We start from the raw sequence: 18,333 nt of genomic DNA on the forward strand, positions 1-18,333 counted from the left end.
GTAAAGAGGCTTTTTGGATGACAGCTTCGACTGGCAATGTGACGGCTCTGCGTGAAGCAGGGCCGGCGACCTCGACTTCTCTATCGCGGACCGCTGCGCGTCCTGTTTTGTCGGCGCGCGGCTTGGGCAAGTCGTTTGGCGGCTTTTATGCGGTGAAGAATGTCGATCTTGATGTGGAACACGCCCGCGTTCATGCGCTGATCGGCCCGAACGGGGCTGGCAAGACGACGGTGTTCAATCTTCTGACCAAGTTTCTGCAGCCGACAAGCGGCGAGATCACGCTTCTGGGCGAAACCATCACCAAAACCGACCCGGCCAAAGTGGCGCGGATGGGACTGGTGCGTTCGTTCCAGATTTCGGCCACCTTCCCGCATCTCACCGTGCTGGAAAACGTCAAGGTGGCGCTGCAACGCCCGAACGGTCTTGCCACGCAATTCTGGCGTTCGCTTTCCGCGCTGGACCGGCTGGATGCGAGAGCCGTCGAGCTTCTGGAGCGCGTCGGCCTTGCCGATGCCCGTCATGCACTGGCTGCCGATCTGTCCTATGGCCGCAAGCGGGCGCTGGAAATCGCCACCACGCTGGCGCTTGATCCGAAAGTGCTGCTGCTGGATGAGCCCATGGCCGGCATGGGCCATGAAGACGTTCACACCATTGCCGCCCTCATTGCCGATGTCGCGAAGGACCGCGCCGTTTTGATGGTGGAACACAATCTCAAGGTGGTGGCCGATATCGCCCACCATGTCACGGTGCTGCAACGCGGCGAGATCCTCGCCTCCGGCAGCTATGCCGACGTCTCGAAGGACGAGCGCGTGCGCACCGCCTATATGGGAACCGAACATGAATAAAGGCCAACCGCTCCTGTCCGTGCGCGGACTGAATGCCTGGTATGGCGAAAGCCATGCCCTGCATGGCGTCGATCTCGACATCTGGCCGGGCGAAACCATCACGCTTCTGGGCCGCAACGGCGTCGGCAAGACGACAACCTTGCGCGCCATCATGGGTATCATCCGCAAGCGCACCGGCACGATCACGCTGGAGGGCAAAGACATCATGCGCGTGCCTTTGCATCGCATCGCCCATGCGGGTCTTGGCTTCGTGCCGGAAGAGCGCGGCATCTTCGCCACGCTCAGCGTGCATGAGAACCTGCTTTTGCCGCCGGTTGTCGCCAAAGTTGGCCAGGGAGGTGGGCAGAGCCTGATGTCTCTGGACGAGATTTACGCGCTGTTCCCGAACCTGCATGAACGGCGCAACAGCCCCGGCACCAAGCTGTCGGGCGGCGAACAGCAGATGCTGGCCATTGCGCGCATCCTGCGCACCGGCGTCAAGGTGCTGCTGCTGGACGAGCCGACCGAAGGTCTGGCGCCTGTCATCGTGCAGCGCATCGGCGATGTGCTGGTGGAACTGAAGAAGCGCGGCATGACCATCCTTCTGGTCGAGCAGAACTTCCGCTTTGCCGCCAAGGTCGCAGACCGCTTCTATCTGATGGATCATGGCGTGGTGACGGAGAACTTCCCAACCGCCGAACTGCCTGACCGCATGGCGGCCCTGAACGAAGCGCTGGGAGTCTGACATGACAATGATTTTTGGAATCCCCCTGCAAGCGCTTCTCGGCCAATTGCTGGTCGGTCTCATCAACGGCTCGTTCTATGCCATGCTGAGCCTTGGCCTTGCCATCATCTTCGGGCTGTTGCGCATCATCAATTTTGCCCATGGCGCGCAATATATGCTGGGCGCTTTTGTCGGTTATCTGCTGTTGAGCTGGCTTGGCATCGGCTATTGGCCAGCGCTTATTCTGGCCCCGATCATCGTCGGTCTCGGCGGCGCGATTGTCGAGCGCGTGGCGCTGTCACGGCTTTATAATCTCGATCCGCTTTACGGCCTGCTCTTCACCTTCGGCCTGGCGCTCGTGATCGAAGGCACGTTCCGCTATTATTATGGTGCTGCCGGACAGCCCTATGCGGTGCCACCGTCGCTTGCAGGCGGCAACAATCTCGGCTTCATGTTCCTGCCGAATTATCGCGCCTGGGTGGTGGTGGCTTCGCTGATCATCTGCCTTGGCACCTGGCTTCTGATCGAAAAGACCAAGCTTGGCGCTTATCTGCGCGCCGCCACCGAAAACCCGACACTGGTCAAGGCCTTCGGCATCAATGTGCCGCTGCTTCTCACCTTCACCTATGCGCTGGGTGCTGGCCTTGCGGGCGTTGCCGGCATCATGGCCGCCCCGATCTATCAGGTCAGCCCACTGATGGGCTCGAACATCATCATCGTGGTCTTTGCCGTGGTGGTTGTCGGCGGCATGGGATCGATCCTCGGCGCCATCATCACCGGCTATGTGCTGGGACTGGCCGAAGGGCTCACCAAGGTCTTCTACCCGGAAGCCTCCAGCATCGTCATCTTCGTCATCATGGCTATCGTCCTTCTGGTGCGACCCGCCGGACTGTTCGGGAAGGAGGCCTGATATGGCTGATACCGCTCTTAAAGCAACGGCTGCAAGCCATAGCGCCACCCCGACCCGCAAACCGGCGATCAACAGCCTGTCGGCCACCATCCTCATCATCGCCATCGTCGCACTGGCCGCAGCACCCTTCGTGGTCTATCCGATCTTTCTGATGAAGATGCTGTGCTTTGCGCTGTTTGCCTCGGCGTTCAACCTGCTGCTCGGCTATACCGGCATTCTCTCGTTTGGCCACGCAGCCTTCTTCGGCGGTGCGGCCTATATCACCGCGCATACGGTGAAGGAATGGGGCGTGACGCCGGAAGTGGGCCTGATCCTCGGCATTCTTGCCGCCGCAGCGCTTGGCCTCGTCATCGGCTATCTGGCCATTCGCCGACAGGGCATCTATTCGACCATGATCACGCTTGCGCTGTCGCAGATGTTCTTCTTCTTCTGCCTGCAGGCTGCCTTCACCCATGGCGAAGACGGCTTGCAGGGCGTGCCGCGCGGATATCTGTTTGGCTTCATCGATCTCAACAATCCGATGAACATGTATTACTTCGTGCTGGCGCTGTTCGTGCTCGGCGTGTTTGCCATCTGGCGCATCATCAACTCGCCCTTCGGCATGATCCTGAAATCGGTGCGCGAGAATGAAAACCGCGCCATATCGCTCGGCTACTCCGTCAATCGCTACAAGCTGGCCGCTTTCGTGATGTCGGCGGGCCTTGCCGGTCTGGCAGGCGGTCTGAAGGCGCTCGTCTTCCAGTTTGCAACGCTGACCGATGTCGGATGGCAGATGTCGGGTGAAGTGATCCTGATGACGCTGCTTGGCGGGATCGGCACGCTGATCGGGCCCATCGTCGGTGCAGCCTTCGTCGTCGCCTTGCAGAACTATCTCGCAACGTCCGACTTCCCCGTCACAATCGTCACCGGCATCATCTTCATGGCATGCGTCATCCTCTTCCGTAAAGGTATCGTCGGAGAGTTCTATGCCTGGCTGGAGCGGAGGAAATGAGCATGAGTGAAACCTTACCCATTTATCGCACAAGCGTTTCGCCGAGCTGGATAGACTATAACGGCCATATGGGGGACTATGCCTATGGTATCGTCTTTTCGGATGCCGCCACTGCCTATATGGACCGAATTGGCATTGATGCCGCCTATCGTGAGGCAAATAATGCCACGCTCTATACCCTCGATAGCCGTATCGGATATTTGAAAGAATGCCACGTCGATGAAACATTGAACGTGGAGCTGTCTGTCTTGAATGTCGATCACAAGCGTATGCATGTTTTTATGCGGATGCTGAATGGAGACGGGGAGGAAACGGCCTTCTGCGAGCAGGTTTTGATGCATGTCAGCCGAGCGTCGGGAGCGCCGCGTTCAAGCAAAATGCCTGAGTTGGTACAGGAGAAGCTATTTGCCGATCTTGAACTGTCCAAAGCCACCATCAAGCCCGATTGGATCAATCGGCGGATCGGTTTGGAAAAGCATCGTAATTGAGCTACGCCAGCGGCTGCGGTGCATGCAGACTGCCCAAGCATCACACGGCGTATACCTTGGTATATGCCGTGTACCATAATGCACCTTGCAAAAACCATGCATTTTCGTAGCTCGCGAAAGGCGCATCTGGTAAAGAGATGCCGTCGGAGCAACAAGCTCCTTAACACAGGAAAACACAATGCCAAGCGACAGTAGTCGAAAGCTGTCGCCACTGGGGTTGTTCGACGAGAGCTAATCTCATGCTCTTGCCCGGACGCTCGCAGTGGCGCGTCATGAGGTAAGAGATGAATATTGCAGCCGCAATCGCAAATTTTGGCGCGCGCTTTGGTGTGCCTATGCATTCCATTAGCCGCAAAACCGCTCGCAGCAGCATAACCACTTATAGCCACGTGTTTGAAGCCGATGTGAACCGTGACGGAGCCATCCGGAAGGCTCCCCAACTGACAACGATCTGGTACGTCAATCCTGAAAACGGACGCGTGGAATGTCGCTGGACAACAGACCGCGAAGAGATTGCACACTATAGGTCGTTGCCGGTGTTGGAACGTTTCGGCCTGTTGCTTGCTGCCGGGCAGCAGAACCGAACGTCAACCTGGGTGCATTGATAAGCGAAATCATTCAAACAGTGAAATTAGACCATGGACGATGACCCCAGTAGGTCCGCTCGTTTATCCCCGGTAGCGCTAATCGGGCAGGCTTTTCACAATCTCGACAGGAAAACAAACCGGACGTCGCTTCGACGGTGCGGCATGGGTTGGCATATCCCTTAAGGGGGGCATGTCAGCGCTCGTGCCGGACGTGGCGGCATGAGGATAATGACATGAATGCCATATTGAAACAGCCCGTATCTGCCGCTGCCCGCAAGGACGACAGGAAACTGTCAATGCGTGCGGTGCGCGAGGCACAAAACAGCGTTGATACGACGCTCGCAAATTTCAGGACGACCATCAACGGCCTGACTGAGACTGAAGCGAAACACCGCCTGATCAAGGACGGACCCAATCATGTAGCACATGAAAAGCGTCCGCACGCGTTGGTACAGTTTCTGCTCGCCTTCAAAAACCCGTTTATCGCCGTGTTGGTAACGCTTGCGGCTATATCGTCCGTTACGGATATCATTCTTCCGCTGCGCAACGGCGAAGACCCGGAATATACCGGCGTGACGATTATCTTGACGATGGTGTTCCTCAGCGCATTGCTGCGTTTCTGGCAGGAATTCCGCTCCGGCAAAGCTGCGGAAGCGCTTAAGGCCATGGTGCGCACAACTGCAACAGTGTTGCGCCGTCAGGGAAGCGGAAACGCACAAGGTGTGGAAGCAAAACTGGTCGAAGTTCCCATGGCCGAACTCGTCGCAGGCGATATCGTCAAGCTTTCAGCTGGCGATATGATCCCTGCCGACGTGCGACTGCTTGAATCGCGTGATCTGTTCGTCAGTCAGGCGGCCCTGACGGGTGAAGCTCTACCGGTTGAAAAATATGACACGCTTGGCGCTGTTGCTCAAAAGTCTGCCGAGACTAAAGCAACCGTCGGTGATCAGATGGACATGCTTGATCTGCCGACTGTCTGCTTCATGGGCACAAATGTCGTCAGCGGCACAGCGACTGCTGTTGTGGTCGCAACCGGCGCACGCACTTACTTTGGTTCGCTTGCGAAGGCGGTCGTGGGTTCGCGCGCAGAAACGGCCTTTGATCGGGGTGTTAACAGCGTGAGCTGGCTTCTGATCCGCTTCATGCTGGTAATGGTGCCGGTGGTCCTGCTGATCAACGGCTTTACCAAAGGGGACTGGCCTGACGCCTTCATGTTTGCGCTCGCTGTGGCGGTTGGTCTTACACCCGAAATGTTACCGATGATCGTTTCCTCGAACCTTGCCAAAGGTGCTGTCACAATGGCGCGCCGCAAAGTCGTGGTGAAGCGTCTGAATGCCATCCAGAATTTCGGGGCGATGGATGTGCTTTGTACAGACAAGACCGGCACATTGACTCAAGACAAGATCATCCTCGAACACCATCTTGATGTTAACGGCCAATGTGATCCAAGTGTATTGCGGTTGGCATGGCTCAACAGCTACCATCAGAGCGGCGTGAAGAACCTTATGGATCAGGCCGTTATTCGCTTTGCCGAAGACAGCCCCTCAAGCACTGCTTCAGCTCGGTTCTACAAAAAAGTGGATGAACTGCCGTTCGATTTCGTTCGTCGCCGCTTGTCGGTTGTGGTTGAAGGTTTTGGTGGCGAGCATCTGCTGGTCTGTAAAGGCGCAGTGGAAGAAATGCTGGCGATCTCAACCTCAATTCGCGACGGCGATGAAATCAAGCCGCTGGATGATGCGCGCCGTAAAGCGCTTGTCGAACTGGCACGCGATTACAATCGTGATGGTTTCCGTGTGCTGGTGGTCGCCACACGAGAGATCGATCCGTCTTCCACCGTGGCGCGCTATGATATCCCGGATGAGAAAGAGCTGGTGGTGCAAGGCTTCCTGACCTTCCTCGATCCGCCAAAGGAAACTGCACGTCCCGCAATTGCCGCCTTGGCCGAGCATGGCGTTGCCGTCAAAGTACTCACTGGGGACAATGATGTCGTCACCACAAAGATCTGCCGTGAAGTTGGACTGGAGCCGGGCACGCCAATTCTTGGTCGAGAAATCGAGAAGATGAACGACGAAAAATTGCGCGCGACGGTTGAGGAAGCCACAGTTTTTGCAAAGCTCACGCCATTGCAAAAATCACGGGTTCTCAAAGCGTTGCAGGCAAATGGTCATACGGTTGGGTTTCTTGGCGATGGTATCAACGATGCCCCAGCATTGCGCGATGCGGATGTGGGTATTTCGGTTGATAGTGGCACTGATATTGCGAAGGAATCTGCCGATATTATCCTTCTCGAAAAGAGTCTGATGGTGCTGGAAGAGGGTGTTATCAAAGGTCGTGAAACCTTTGGTAATATCATCAAATATCTGAATATGACCGCCAGCTCGAATTTCGGCAATGTGTTTTCGGTCCTTGTGGCGAGCGCTTTCATACCGTTCTTGCCGATGCTGGCAATTCATTTGCTGATCCAGAATCTGATGTACGACATTTCCCAGCTTTCCCTGCCATGGGATCGCATGGACAAAGAGTTTCTGGCAAAACCCCGGAAATGGGACGCCCGGAACATCGGTCGTTTCATGATTTGGGTAGGGCCGACGTCATCGATCTTCGACATCACGACTTTCGCGTTGATGTGGTATGTCTTTGCGGCGAACACGCCGGACATGCAGTCACTGTTCCAGTCGGGCTGGTTCATTGAGGGCCTGCTGTCGCAGACGCTTGTGGTGCATATGCTGCGCACGCAGAAAATACCGTTCATCCAAAGCACTGCCGCTTTGCCCGTGATGCTGATGACCGGTTTGATCATGGCGCTTGGCATCTACATTCCATTCTCGCCGCTTGGAACTATGGTCGGCTTGCAACCGCTACCCTGGGCTTATTTCCCATGGCTGCTCGCAACGCTGTTCGCCTACTGTGTTGTCGCCCAAGGCATGAAGAGTTTCTACATTCGTCGCTTTGGTCAGTGGTTCTGATGTGACGCTGTCGGTGCCTCGCAGCGTCACATCGAAGGAAGTGGCCAGCAGCTATGCTGCTGGTCACTTTTTCATAGAAACGACTGTGTGGCTTGAACGCATGCCGGATCTTGCGAAGTATCATGGTAGATCAAACCAAAGGATTGGAGCTATAAGGTTCAAATGAAGCTTCAAACTTAACACCAGAGAGGAGCGCTAGATGCGAATGAAAGGCCTTCACCGCATGTCTCCGCAGGACATTGCGGCATCTCTGGTACTAGCGATTTTCTGCGCCGCCATTTTCGTATTCGACACAGTCACCGATTACGCGATAGCCGCCGCTGTTTTCTATACAGCTATCGTGCTGGTTTCGGCCAGATTGTTCTCGCACCGCACAGTGATTGGTGTCGCCGCTGGCTGCATCGTCTTGACTGTTGTAAGCTTCGGCCTGACGCGCTCGGGCTCTTATAATGTTGGTTTCATCAACACATTGATCAGCATTGTGGCCATCGCGTGCACAGCGTATCTGGGCCTGAAACTGGTCGATGCGGAAGCAGAAGCCCACGAGACGCGGGAACGCTTGTTGCGACTTGCACGACTGACCACCCTTGGTCAGCTGACCGGCTCCATTACCGATGAAGTCAGCCAGCCACTGGTTGCAATCGAAACCAGTGCGGGCGCCGGCCACCGTTGGCTGTCACAAACTCCGCCAAACGTGGCGCGTGCTCTATCAACGTTTGAGCGGATATCTGCGGATTCTCATCGTGCGAGTGAAATCCTTGATCGTGTTCGCCGCTTGTCCAAAGGCGAAAAGCCAAAGATCGGGCGCTTTGATTTCAACATGGCCATCCGTGAAATGGCCGATCTGGCCGCAGCAGAGCTTCACCGGAATGGGATACGCCTTCAACTTGACTTGGCGAACGATCTACCGTCCGCTTGGGCAGATCGGGTGCAAATACAGCAGGTCATCGGCAACCTGATCCTCAATGCCATTGAAGCAATGGCGGGGACGGATAGGGACGATCGGTTTCTCCTGATAAAATCCCAGTTCGGCGTAAATGCCGGCTTGCGGTTTTCGATAGCTGATACGGGATCAGGTCTCACGAATGCAACGCGAGAACGCCTTTTCGATGCGTTCTGGACCACGAAAGACGGCGGCTTCGGGTTGGGGCTGACGATCAGCCGCACTATCATAGAGGCCAATGGTGGTCGTATCTGGACCGATGCCCAAGGTGCATTGGGTGCCGGGTCGAATGGCGTGACGTTTCTGCTGGAAGTGCCAGCGGTCAGGATGGGCGAGCAATGACGGCTACACACGAGAACGCAGCGGTCGTTTACATTATCGATGACGATCTCTCGGTTCGGCGCGCCTTGGAAGATTTATTTGCTTCCATCGATATGAAGGTGATCAGCTTTGAATCTGTGCGGAGTTTCCTTGATTTCGAACGCCAGTCCGGCCCGTCCTGCATGATACTTGATGTGCGAATGCCGGAGCAGACAGGTACGGATTTTTTCGCCCAGATGACAGGCCTCGGTATTCGTATTCCGGTTATCTTCATTACCGGTCACGGCGATATCACCATGGGCGTCAATGCCATCAGAAACGGGGCTGTTGATTTTCTGCCGAAACCATTTCGTGATCATGATCTGTTGGACGCTGTCTATCGGGCCATCGACGGCGATAAGAAACGTTTGCAGGACGAACAAGCGCGTTCTGAGATTCACGACCGTTGGATGAGCCTGACAGCGGGCGAACGTGATGTGTTCGCGCTCGTCGTGCAAGGTCTATTGAATAAGCAGATAGCCGCTCAACTCGAGGTGAAGGAAATCACCGTGAAGGTGCGTCGTGCGCATGTCATGCAGAAGATGCAGGCAGGATCGCTGGCCGATCTGGTGCGTATGTCCGCTCTGATGGAATCCTAGCAAGACGTAGTTCGCTACACACACAGAAAATGTGCTGTTTGTTACTGTAACAAACTTCATTTTCCGTGCGTTTAAGATACCTTTTTCGATATGAAATGGGGAAACTTGAGATGTCGATCTTCACGCGTACAGGTCTTGGACTGCTGTTGTCCTTCGTTTTGATGAATGGCGTTGCAGCGCAAGAGCATCAGTCGGTAAACGACGCCAATAATCCCCTGACACCGAAGATTACCGTCAACTTCCATAACTATTATGTGCCGGAAATATATGGATTATCCGGTCGGCGATCCAATCAGTTTCTCCTGCGTGGACTGGTGCCAGCGGAGATAGCCGGTTTGCCGCAATTGTTACGGTATACGCTACCCATCGCCACAGCGCCGGAGTTTCCCGACGGATATGTGACAGGATTGGGTGATCTGACGCTGATGGACATTTTCATTCTCCCCAAGCATGGAGACATCACATTCGGTGCGGGGCCGATATTGGTTATCCCAACCGCGACGGATGACGCACTTGGCAGCGGAAAATGGCAGGTCGGGGCGTCGGGCGTAATCGTCGCGCCGCAAAGTTGGGGTCTTTTGGGCGGCCTGGTGACCTATCAAACATCGTTCGCAGGGCATGGCGACCGAGAGAGGGTAAGCTTGGCAACCGTCGAGCCGATCATCAATTACAATCTGAAGGATGGCTGGTATCTTCGCTCGACAGCAACATGGAACTTCAATCTTGAGGACAATGAAGGGTATATTCCGGTCGGTTTGGGTATCGGTAAAGTTTTCGAGCTTGATAAAGGCATCACCATGAATGCGTTTATCGAGCCGCAATATACGGTTTGGCATCAAGGCGACGGCGCGCCGAAATGGCAGATATTTGCGGGCGTCAATTTTCAGTTTCCTGTTAAAAAATAATAGTGCCTCGTCGCGCCTTTTGTGCGGCGCGTTTGAGCGTATCAAAACTTGTTTGAGGCAAATTGCTGTCTCAGCCATTTGGCAGCGGGTCCGTGCGGGCGGAGCTTGTTCCAGACCAGTTCAAGCGCCACGGGATGGGCGCCACCGTCGAATTGCAGTTTTGGGATGACAAGTTCATCCGCCAATGGTGAATCCCTCAATATATGTTCCGGGATATAAGCCCAACCGATGCTCTGTTTCAGAATTTGCAGAATGACCCAGTGGCTTTCCACCCACCAGACCTCGGCGGCCACGCGAAGCCTGTGTTTTTCGTCCTCGTCACTGCGTTTGCGAACCATGATCTGCCGGTGCGTCCGCAGGTCTTCCCAATTCACAGGGCTGCTCGCAAGGGGATGGTTTCGACCGCAGACAAGCACAAGCGGCACCCAGCCAATGGTCTTGAACCCGAGTTCGGGCTGTATCTGATCCAGCCGCCACATGACGCCAAGATCAACCTTGCCGTTTTTAAGCAGCCCGGCGATCACGGATGAATGCGGAAACTGCAATTCGAGTTCGACATGGGGATAGTGCTTCGCAAACGCGGCGAAAAGGGCGGCGACCGCCGGTTCGGGATAGAGTTCATCCAGAGCAACCACAAGGCGGGACTCGACATGCTCATCGAAGTTTCGTGCGACTGAAATGAGATGTTCACGCCGATCCAGCATCAGACGCGCTTCGGGCAACAGCCTCGCGCCTGCTTCGGTCAGTGCCGGGCTGCGTGTCGCTCTGCTGAAAAGTTTGACGTTAAGATCGTCTTCCAGAGAGGAGATCAACACACTGACGGCTGACTGCGCTTTGCGCAGATGGCGGGCCGCAGCCGAAAACGATCCGTGTTCAGCGGCGGCAACAAATGCTTCCAGTTGGTCCAGCTCGACATTCATCTATCGCAAATCCAGATAGTATCTAACTTTTAAAATCCATAATAATAGATAGAAAGGGCACACCAATATCAAGGAATAAATAAGTGCGTAGTTTTGCAGATCGTGTTCGCCACGCGGCGATGTTTGAAATTATTGGACTGGCAATCTTCATTCCATGCTCGGCGATTATTTTTGATAAGCCGGTGGATGCGATGGGTGTCATCGGCGTCATATCCGCCACTACCGCGACTATCTGGAATTTTCTTTTCAATCTTGGATTTGATCGGGCTTTGCTGCGACTGAGGGGAACGGTGCATAAAACTATGCCCATCCGCGTTGCACATGCCATCTTGTTCGAAGCGGGTCTGATTGTGCTGCTGATACCGTTTATTGCCTGGTATCTGGGCATTTCGATCATCGTCGCGCTGATGATGGACGTGGTGATCGTGCTTTTCTATCTGGCTTATGCCTTTGTTTTCAATATCGCTTATGACTGGCTTTTTCCGATCTCGCCACAGCTTCCTGAGAAAAGTGCCGCTTAAAACTGTGCGGTGAGGCATTATTCTGCCTCACCGTATTCTGTGACGTCAAACTGGCAAACGGTGACGCACCAAAGTTGTCCAATAAGAGCAACCCCAGGCAATGACATCGTCGTTGAAGTCATATTTGGGGTGATGGAGATTGGCGCTTGGGCCGTTGCCGATATTGATCATCGCGCCCGGAACTTCGTTTAGCATGAACGCGAAGTCTTCGCCGCCAAGTGTGGCCGGCATGTCGCGCGTGACACGATCAGCGCCAGAGACGGCTTCGGCAGCAATGGCTGCAAGTTCGGTTTCGTGCTCGTGATTGACGGTCACGGGATAGTTGCGCTGATAGTCGAGCGTTGCCGTTGCTCCGAAAGCATCGGCAATGCCCTGCACTGCACGGGTCAGTTTTTCCTCGATGTGATTACGCACGTCCTCGCGAAGCGTGCGAACCGTGCCGGTCAAACGGATTTTCTGCGGAATGACGTTGAACGCATCGCCTCCCTGAATAGTCGTGATCGAAATCACGGCAGAATCCAGCGGATCGATGGTGCGCGCAGTCAGGGTCTGGATTGCCTGAATGAGAGCGGCTGTCACCGGGATTGGGTCGATGGTCTGATGCGGCGAGGCCGCATGTCCGCCAACACCTTCAATGGTGATGTCGAGAACGTCGACTGATCCCATGATCGGACCGGAATTGATGGTGAAATGTCCAACCGCAAGGTTTGGGCGGTTGTGCATGCCATAAACTTCGCTGACCGGCCAGCGCTTGAACAGGCCGTCGTCGATCATCGCCTTGGCACCGGCACCGCCTTCTTCGGCAGGCTGGAAGATCACGATAACCGTGCCGTCGAAAGCGCGACTTTGTGCCAGTTCGCGGGCCGCACCGAGAAGCATCGTCGTGTGGCCGTCATGACCGCAGGCGTGCATTTTGCCTGGCACTTTCGAAGACCATTCCGCGCCGGTTTCTTCCAAAATCGGCAGCGCGTCCATATCCGCTCGCAAGGCAATGGCACGGCCAGACTTGTTGCTCTGACCGCGTATGACGCCGACAACACCAGTGCGCCCGATGCCGGTTGCGACCTCATCGACGCCAGCCGCGCGCAGTGCATCGGCAACCTTGTCTGCCGTCCGGTTCACATCGTAAAGCAGCTCGGGGTTTTCGTGCAGGTCACGACGAAATGCGACGAGTTCATCGAGCTGGTTCGACGTCCAGTTTTCAACCGGCATATCAGGCTTCCTTCGTATTTTCTTCGGTGGCGTCGAGGCGATAGCGAAAATCGCAGTGGCTCGCGCCCTTCATGATGGTCTGCGTGCGTTCCAGCTTCATTGCGGGATTATAGCCGATGCAAAAATCGCCATCGCGATTGCAGGAAAGCAGATGCCCGATATGGCCAAGGCCCATCTCGCGGTACATTTCCGAATAACGGCAGCGCGTGACATTGAAATCGAAATGGTTTTCGCCCTGCGAAATCACGTCGATTTCCAGCGCGTTTTCCTTCGTCCACAGCGGCTGGATGTCGGCAAAATCCTGCAAGGTAGGCGTGCGACCCAGTTCTTCGGCAAAGCTTTTGCCCTGTTCAATTGCTGAACGGCTGACGGCTTCGCCCACCACGGCTTGGGCTTCTTCGTCGCCGGAGCGTTCGCGCAGCACATCATAGATGTTCTTGATGACCATCGCCTCAATGCGGCGGCGTTCGAGAATTGGCATTTGATTCATGGACCTGACCTTTCACATGAATAAGCTGATTTAGAGATTGGGTTCGGTGAGATCCTTGCGCCGAAGCCAGGCGAGATAGAAAGGCGCGATTTTCCGCGCGACTTTGTGAAAAGGCAATGGCGCGGGCTCTGAAACGGGTAGCGCAAGCTCCTGCACCGATTCTCCATCGAGCGCACGCGCGAATTCGCGACCAAGTGATGTGCCAAGCGCGACGCCACGTCCGTTGCAGCCGATCCAAGCCCAGCCATTGGTGCCAAGCTGATGAACGCGTGGGAAACGATCCCACGTCATGCCGATAAAGCCGCTCCACACATGGGTGATTTCCGGTTCCCCGAGGGCGGGAAAAGCTTCCGCCATGCCGCGCGCAGTCTTGCGCTTTACGCGCTCGGCGACATCGTAGTCACCCATCACAATGCCGCCGGTGATCAGCCGGTTGCGCGCATCGTAGCGGAAGAAGCGCAGGTCACCGCGTGTATCGGAAACCGCCTGCCGTCCGGGCAGAATTAACGCGCGCAGATTATCGCTGACGGGTGCGGTTGCCATCTGCCATGAGAGTACGGGCACGATTGTCCGGGCCAGACGCGGGGCAAGCCTTTCGCGAAGCTCGCCGGTATAAGCATTGGTCGCGAGCAAAAAGCCTTTAGCGCGCACTGTGGCGTTGTCGGTACGCACTTCCCAATGATCGCCGACTTGCCGATAGGATGTAACCGGGCTTTGCTCGTGAATGATTGCGCCATGGCGCTCCGCAGCAGCGGTAAGACCGCGCGCGAAGGCCAGCGGATTGATATGGCCGCCGGTGGGGTTGAACATGCCGCCGTACCAGAAATCGCTGCCGATCAGTTGCGATGTCGCGGATCGGTCAAGAAACTCCGCCGGAAAGCCGAACCGCTTCCACGCCTCGACACGCATTTGCGAAAGCTTTACCCGACCCGGCGAATGGGCAGGCTGGAACCAGCCTTTTTGTTCGGCTTCAGCCTCGATATTTTCATCGCGCACGATGGAAAACAGAATATCAGCGCTATTGCCGATCAGGCGGGCAAAGCGTTCGCCCGCAGCGCCATAGCGCTTGGCAATCGCATCCGGCTCGGCGGACGTCATGGTCGGGATGACCTGACCATTGTTGCGACCCGAAGCACCCCAGCCGACCGCATTGCCTTCCAGCAGGATGACGCGCTTACCACGCTTTGCCAGATGAAGTGCTGCCGACAGGCCCGTAAAACCGCCGCCGACAATAACAACATCGGCTTCCGCGTCACTGGTCAACGGCTTTGCAGCTGTGCGGGGAGGTGCCGTGGCGGCCCAGATGGAGGGTGGGAATTCTACTTTTTGCATGACGTCACGCATTCTCAAAACGAGGTGGCGTCCAGTTCTTGCCGGGGATCGAGGCAAGCAGGCGCTGGGTATATTCGTGGCGCGGATTGGCGAAGACTTCAGCCGTCGGGCCGGTTTCGGCGATCTCGCCCTTGGACATCACGATGATGCGGTCGCAAAGCTGCGCTGCGACGCGCAAATCATGCGTTACGAAAAGCAGCGACAGGTTCAGCCTTTCACGCAGATCGGCCAGAAGCCGCAGAACCTGCGCCTGTACCGAAACATCGAGCGCAGAGACAGGTTCATCCGCGACGATGATGCGCGGCTCCAAAGCGAGCGCACGGGCAATGCCGATGCGCTGGCGCTGCCCGCCTGAAAACTCGTGCGGAAAACGGTCGGCAGCAGCGGGCGAAAGCTCGACCAGTTCCAGCAACTCACGGGCCTTTGCGTGCGCCTCTGCCTTCGGTACACCATGGACGATAGGGCCTTGTGCGATGAGGTCCACGACACGGCGGCGCGGATTGAGCGAGGCCATCGGGTCCTGAAAGACCATCTGGATATCCTTCCGCATGGCGCGCACTTCACGCGGGCTTGCGCTCAGAAAATCCTTGCCGTTCACATCGACCGTGCCGCTGTCTGCTTCCAGCAGGCGCGTGACGATGCGCGAAACGGTCGTCTTGCCCGACCCGCTTTCGCCGACGACGCCCAGCGTTTCGCCTTGGCGCAATTCGAACGAAAGGTCCTTTACGGCGGGCACGGCACTGCGTTTGCCGGTTAGCAATCCGCCACGCGCCTTGAAGGTTTTGCGTAAAGCGCTTGCCTTGAGAATAATCGGTTGGGCTTCAACTGACGGCTTCGGTTCGGGCGGGGTGAGTGCGGGAACCGATGCGATCAGCGCTTTCGTGTAAGCATGCTGGGGATGGTTCAACACTTCGTTTGCAGGGCCTTGTTCGACCAGTTCGCCGAGCCGTAACACGGCGACGCGGTCGGCGATTTCTGCCACCACGCCAAAATCATGCGTGATGAAGAGAATGCCCGTGTCATGCTCGCGTTGCAGATCACGGATCAGCTTCAGAATTTGCGCCTGCGTGGTCACGTCGAGCGCAGTAGTCGGTTCGTCGGCAATGATGAGGCGCGGCTTCAGGATCAGCGCCATGGCGATCATGACGCGCTGGCGCTGCCCGCCGGATATCTGGTGCGGATAGGCGTTATAGGCGGATTCCGGATCGGGAATTTTCACCTCTGCCAGCATGTCCAGCACGGCGGCACGGCGTTCCTTGCGGCCAAGTATGGTATGGAGGCGCAGCACTTCATCGATCTGCCAGCCAACTGTCTTCTGCGGGTTGAGCGCTGTCATCGGCTCCTGAAAGACCATGCCGATGCGGTCGCCGCGCAGCTTTTTCATGTCAGCTTCGCTGAGCGAATAAAGGTCAGTGCCTTCAAGCTTGATCGTGCCATGCGTCACGCGCACATGCGGTTCCGGCAAAAGGCGCATGATCGCGCCTGCCGAAAGCGATTTGCCTGAACCGCTTTCGCCAACAAGGCAGACGATTTCACCGGGATTGATGGTCAGTGTGAGGTCCTGCAAGGCAAAAGGACGGTCGGCGCCCTTCGGCAGCGCGATTTGCAGGTTGCTGATTTCGAGAACGGGTGCAGCGGTCATTATTTCTTCTGCCTCGGATTAAGCGCATCGTTCAGGCCTTCGCCAAGCAGACTGAAGGAAAGAACGGTGAGCAGAATGGCGATGCCGGGAATGACCGAGCAGAACCAGTCGGTGCGGAGCACGGCGCGGCCCTGGCCGATCATGTTGCCCCAGCTGGCATAATTAGGATCACCGAGACCGAGGAAGGCGAGCGCGCTTTCCATCAGGATGGAGGTGGCCATAACGACAGATGCGAACACGATCACCGGCGGCAAAGCGTTTGGCAGTATTTCGCGGAAGATGATCGACATATTGCCGACACCCAGATTGCGCGCCGCGTCGATGAATTCGCGCTGGCGCAACGCCAGAAATTCGGCGCGCACCATGCGTGCAGGCGCGGTCCATGAGACGATGCCTATGCAGATGATGATATTCTCGATGGACGAGCCGAAGATTGCCACCAGCGCCAGAAGCAGCACGAAGCTCGGCACGGTTTGAAAGGCTTCGGTGATGCGCATCAGCACATCATCCACCCAGCCGCCATAATAACCTGCAAGCGCACCGATAACGATGCCGATGACAATCGAGATCAAGGTTGCGACGACGCCGATCAGCAACGAGATGCGTGCACCGTGGAAAATGCCAGCCATAATGTCACGCCCGAGCTGATCGGTGCCAAGCGGCGTTATCGCATTGAGGAATGGCCAGACAAGCGGATCGCCCGCACGGCGCAGCGGGTCGCCGGGCGCAATGACATCGGCCAACAGGGCAATCAGAACCACGGCGATGAAAAGAACAAGGCCCAGCACGGCAGCGCGGTTGCGGCTGAAGCGCTGCCACAGAACTTTCGTGCGGGAGACCTGTGGGCGGGTGAGGGAAAGGTCCTGGGATGTCATGACAGTTCGATCCTGGAATCAAGCCGCGCATAGATGAGATCGGTAATGAAATTGACGATCACCACCAACACCGAGCACAGGAAGATTATACCCATCAGCGTGTTGAGGTCGCGCTTGATCACGGAAGTATAGGCGAGCTGGCCAAGGCCGGGCAGCGAGAAGATCGTTTCGATCACAACCGAGCCGCCAAGCACGGTGGAAAACTGAAGGCCGAGCAGCGTTACGACCGGCAGGAAAGCGTTGCGCATGATATGATGGAACATCAGCCTTGCGCCGCTGGCGCCCTTGGCGCGGGCGGTGCGGACATAATCGAGGTCGGCGACTTCCAGCACGCTCGTGCGCATCAGGCGCATGTAGAAGGCAAGATAGATCAGCGAAAGCGCCGTCGTCGGCATGACGAGGTGTACGGCAATATCCCAGACATTCTTCCAGCCAGTGTAAAAACCGCCAAGCGTCTTGTAACCGCCGACGGGCAGCCAGCCCAGCTTGACGGAAAAGATAAACATCAGGATGAGGCTGAGAAAGAAGCTCGGCATGGCGTAGAAGACAAGACCGAGCGTCGAGATGACATTGTCGGTCAGCGAATAAGCCTTGCGCGCAGCAAAGGCACCAAGCGTGATGCCGAAAATGAACGCTACGGAAAGCGAAGAAATCATCAGCAGGAGCGTCGGCACGAGCCGCGCCATCAGCACGTCCAACACGGGCAGTTCATAGACATAGGACCAGCCGAAATCGAACCGAGCCAGCTTGGTCATGTAAATCCACAGCTGCACCCAGACTGGTTGGTCCAGACCGTATTCCGTGCGCAGATTGGCGACGAATTGAGGGTCTGCACCGCCCATGTCACCGACAAGCGCGTCAACCGTGTCGCCAGGCGCAAGCTTGATGAGCAGAAACGCCCCGATCATGATGAGAAGGATGACGGGAACCGCCTGCAAGATGCGGCGCAGCGCAAAGGTCAGGATTGGGGGCAGGGACATTGCGGATTATCCTGCAAGATATTCATAGTCAGCATTCTAAAACTGGTGAACCGCTGCCGGGTGA

At 56.3% G+C, this 18,333-nt stretch carries 18 protein-coding genes; 11 read left to right on the forward strand and 7 right to left on the reverse strand.

The annotated features are described in order from the left end of the window. The first annotated feature begins 17 nt into the window (after positions 1 to 17). The 10 genes from QLQ11_RS17450 to QLQ11_RS17495 all read left to right on the forward strand — a co-directional run bounded on the left by QLQ11_RS17450 (position 18) and on the right by QLQ11_RS17495 (position 10,297). Positions 18 to 845, forward strand: a complete 828-nt coding sequence (locus QLQ11_RS17450; RefSeq protein ID WP_109369605.1) for an ABC transporter ATP-binding protein — start codon at positions 18 to 20, stop codon at positions 843 to 845. Then, the gene (locus QLQ11_RS17455) at positions 838 to 1,569 is read left to right on the forward strand and encodes an ABC transporter ATP-binding protein (RefSeq protein WP_109369606.1); all 732 of its coding nucleotides are present in this window, start codon (positions 838 to 840) and stop codon (positions 1,567 to 1,569) included. The genes QLQ11_RS17450 and QLQ11_RS17455 overlap by 8 nt, the downstream gene beginning before the upstream one ends. Position 1,570: 1 nt before the next feature. After that, a complete protein-coding gene (locus QLQ11_RS17460) occupies positions 1,571 to 2,458 on the forward strand; it encodes a branched-chain amino acid ABC transporter permease (RefSeq protein ID WP_094513372.1) in 888 nt (295 codons plus the stop codon). A 1-nt stretch (position 2,459) separates the two neighbouring features. After that, the gene (locus QLQ11_RS17465; protein ID WP_283735302.1) at positions 2,460 to 3,449 is read left to right on the forward strand and encodes a branched-chain amino acid ABC transporter permease; all 990 of its coding nucleotides are present in this window, start codon (positions 2,460 to 2,462) and stop codon (positions 3,447 to 3,449) included. Between the two features lie 2 nt (positions 3,450 to 3,451). Continuing rightward, a complete protein-coding gene (locus QLQ11_RS17470; protein ID WP_283735301.1) occupies positions 3,452 to 3,937 on the forward strand; it encodes a thioesterase family protein in 486 nt (161 codons plus the stop codon). A 284-nt stretch (positions 3,938 to 4,221) separates the two neighbouring features. Continuing rightward, positions 4,222 to 4,542 (forward strand): hypothetical protein, encoded by a 321-nt coding sequence (locus tag QLQ11_RS17475; RefSeq protein WP_121538067.1) that lies wholly within the window; start codon positions 4,222 to 4,224, stop codon positions 4,540 to 4,542. A gap of 215 nt (positions 4,543 to 4,757) precedes the next feature. After that, positions 4,758 to 7,490 (forward strand): magnesium-translocating P-type ATPase, encoded by a 2,733-nt coding sequence (gene mgtA / locus QLQ11_RS17480; RefSeq protein WP_371835766.1) that lies wholly within the window; start codon positions 4,758 to 4,760, stop codon positions 7,488 to 7,490. A 199-nt stretch (positions 7,491 to 7,689) separates the two neighbouring features. Continuing rightward, positions 7,690 to 8,775 (forward strand): sensor histidine kinase, encoded by a 1,086-nt coding sequence (locus QLQ11_RS17485; protein ID WP_283735300.1) that lies wholly within the window; start codon positions 7,690 to 7,692, stop codon positions 8,773 to 8,775. Continuing rightward, a complete protein-coding gene (locus QLQ11_RS17490) occupies positions 8,772 to 9,392 on the forward strand; it encodes a response regulator transcription factor (RefSeq protein WP_121538061.1) in 621 nt (206 codons plus the stop codon). Before QLQ11_RS17485 ends, QLQ11_RS17490 begins: the two co-directional genes overlap by 4 nt. Positions 9,393 to 9,502: 110 nt before the next feature. Beyond that, positions 9,503 to 10,297 (forward strand): hypothetical protein, encoded by a 795-nt coding sequence (locus QLQ11_RS17495; protein ID WP_171319840.1) that lies wholly within the window; start codon positions 9,503 to 9,505, stop codon positions 10,295 to 10,297. Positions 10,298 to 10,338: 41 nt separating this feature from the next. Here QLQ11_RS17495 and QLQ11_RS17500 read toward each other — a convergent pair whose 3' ends face one another. Then, positions 10,339 to 11,217 carry a LysR family transcriptional regulator gene (locus QLQ11_RS17500; protein ID WP_121538057.1) on the reverse strand — a complete coding sequence of 293 codons (879 nt, stop codon included), beginning with the start codon at positions 11,215 to 11,217 and terminating at the stop codon, positions 10,339 to 10,341. An 83-nt stretch (positions 11,218 to 11,300) separates the two neighbouring features. Between QLQ11_RS17500 and QLQ11_RS17505 the strand changes: the two genes are divergently transcribed. Continuing rightward, positions 11,301 to 11,738: a PACE efflux transporter gene (locus QLQ11_RS17505; RefSeq protein ID WP_121538055.1), complete on the forward strand. Its 438-nt coding sequence runs from the start codon at positions 11,301 to 11,303 to the stop codon at positions 11,736 to 11,738. 45 nt (positions 11,739 to 11,783) lie between these two features. Here QLQ11_RS17505 and QLQ11_RS17510 read toward each other — a convergent pair whose 3' ends face one another. Genes QLQ11_RS17510 through QLQ11_RS17535 form a run of 6 tightly spaced genes read right to left on the reverse strand, consistent with a single transcriptional unit; the run spans position 11,784 to position 18,269 of the window. After that, a complete protein-coding gene (locus QLQ11_RS17510; protein WP_121538053.1) occupies positions 11,784 to 12,950 on the reverse strand; it encodes a M20 aminoacylase family protein in 1,167 nt (388 codons plus the stop codon). 1 nt (position 12,951) lies between these two features. After that, positions 12,952 to 13,440 carry an L-2-amino-thiazoline-4-carboxylic acid hydrolase gene (locus QLQ11_RS17515; protein WP_121538051.1) on the reverse strand — a complete coding sequence of 163 codons (489 nt, stop codon included), beginning with the start codon at positions 13,438 to 13,440 and terminating at the stop codon, positions 12,952 to 12,954. Between the two features lie 30 nt (positions 13,441 to 13,470). Further along, positions 13,471 to 14,772 (reverse strand): FAD-binding oxidoreductase, encoded by a 1,302-nt coding sequence (locus QLQ11_RS17520; RefSeq protein WP_121538081.1) that lies wholly within the window; start codon positions 14,770 to 14,772, stop codon positions 13,471 to 13,473. Between the two features lie 4 nt (positions 14,773 to 14,776). Further along, positions 14,777 to 16,414 (reverse strand): ABC transporter ATP-binding protein, encoded by a 1,638-nt coding sequence (locus QLQ11_RS17525; protein ID WP_121538049.1) that lies wholly within the window; start codon positions 16,412 to 16,414, stop codon positions 14,777 to 14,779. Then, on the reverse strand, positions 16,414 to 17,289 hold the full coding sequence (locus tag QLQ11_RS17530) for an ABC transporter permease (protein WP_121538047.1): 876 nt from the start codon (positions 17,287 to 17,289) through the stop codon (positions 16,414 to 16,416). The genes QLQ11_RS17525 and QLQ11_RS17530 overlap by 1 nt, the downstream gene beginning before the upstream one ends. After that, positions 17,286 to 18,269, reverse strand: a complete 984-nt coding sequence (locus QLQ11_RS17535) for an ABC transporter permease (protein ID WP_109365939.1) — start codon at positions 18,267 to 18,269, stop codon at positions 17,286 to 17,288. Before QLQ11_RS17535 ends, QLQ11_RS17530 begins: the two co-directional genes overlap by 4 nt. Between the last annotated feature and the right edge of the window lie 64 nt (positions 18,270 to 18,333).

The sequence above is a fragment of the Ochrobactrum sp. SSR genome (assembly GCF_030067775.1).
Taxonomy (GTDB): Bacteria; Pseudomonadota; Alphaproteobacteria; order Rhizobiales; family Rhizobiaceae; genus Brucella; species Brucella teleogrylli.

Excerpts from the sequence above, each read along its gene's own strand:
- QLQ11_RS17450 (WP_109369605.1), top strand. The coding sequence starts at position 18 with ATGACAGCTTCGACTGGCAATGTGACGGCTCTGCGTGAAGCAGGGCCG.
- QLQ11_RS17455 (WP_109369606.1), top strand. The coding sequence starts at position 838 with ATGAATAAAGGCCAACCGCTCCTGTCCGTGCGCGGACTGAATGCCTGG.
- QLQ11_RS17460 (WP_094513372.1), top strand. The coding sequence starts at position 1,571 with ATGACAATGATTTTTGGAATCCCCCTGCAAGCGCTTCTCGGCCAATTG.
- QLQ11_RS17465 (WP_283735302.1), top strand. The coding sequence starts at position 2,460 with ATGGCTGATACCGCTCTTAAAGCAACGGCTGCAAGCCATAGCGCCACC.
- QLQ11_RS17470 (WP_283735301.1), top strand. The coding sequence starts at position 3,452 with ATGAGTGAAACCTTACCCATTTATCGCACAAGCGTTTCGCCGAGCTGG.
- QLQ11_RS17475 (WP_121538067.1), top strand. The coding sequence starts at position 4,222 with ATGAATATTGCAGCCGCAATCGCAAATTTTGGCGCGCGCTTTGGTGTG.
- mgtA (WP_371835766.1), top strand. The coding sequence starts at position 4,758 with ATGAATGCCATATTGAAACAGCCCGTATCTGCCGCTGCCCGCAAGGAC.
- QLQ11_RS17485 (WP_283735300.1), top strand. The coding sequence starts at position 7,690 with ATGCGAATGAAAGGCCTTCACCGCATGTCTCCGCAGGACATTGCGGCA.
- QLQ11_RS17490 (WP_121538061.1), top strand. The coding sequence starts at position 8,772 with ATGACGGCTACACACGAGAACGCAGCGGTCGTTTACATTATCGATGAC.
- QLQ11_RS17495 (WP_171319840.1), top strand. The coding sequence starts at position 9,503 with ATGTCGATCTTCACGCGTACAGGTCTTGGACTGCTGTTGTCCTTCGTT.
- QLQ11_RS17500 (WP_121538057.1), bottom strand. The coding sequence starts at position 11,217 with ATGAATGTCGAGCTGGACCAACTGGAAGCATTTGTTGCCGCCGCTGAA.
- QLQ11_RS17510 (WP_121538053.1), bottom strand. The coding sequence starts at position 12,950 with ATGCCGGTTGAAAACTGGACGTCGAACCAGCTCGATGAACTCGTCGCA.
- QLQ11_RS17515 (WP_121538051.1), bottom strand. The coding sequence starts at position 13,440 with ATGAATCAAATGCCAATTCTCGAACGCCGCCGCATTGAGGCGATGGTC.
- QLQ11_RS17520 (WP_121538081.1), bottom strand. The coding sequence starts at position 14,772 with ATGCAAAAAGTAGAATTCCCACCCTCCATCTGGGCCGCCACGGCACCT.
- QLQ11_RS17525 (WP_121538049.1), bottom strand. The coding sequence starts at position 16,414 with ATGACCGCTGCACCCGTTCTCGAAATCAGCAACCTGCAAATCGCGCTG.
- QLQ11_RS17530 (WP_121538047.1), bottom strand. The coding sequence starts at position 17,289 with ATGACATCCCAGGACCTTTCCCTCACCCGCCCACAGGTCTCCCGCACG.
- QLQ11_RS17535 (WP_109365939.1), bottom strand. The coding sequence starts at position 18,269 with ATGTCCCTGCCCCCAATCCTGACCTTTGCGCTGCGCCGCATCTTGCAG.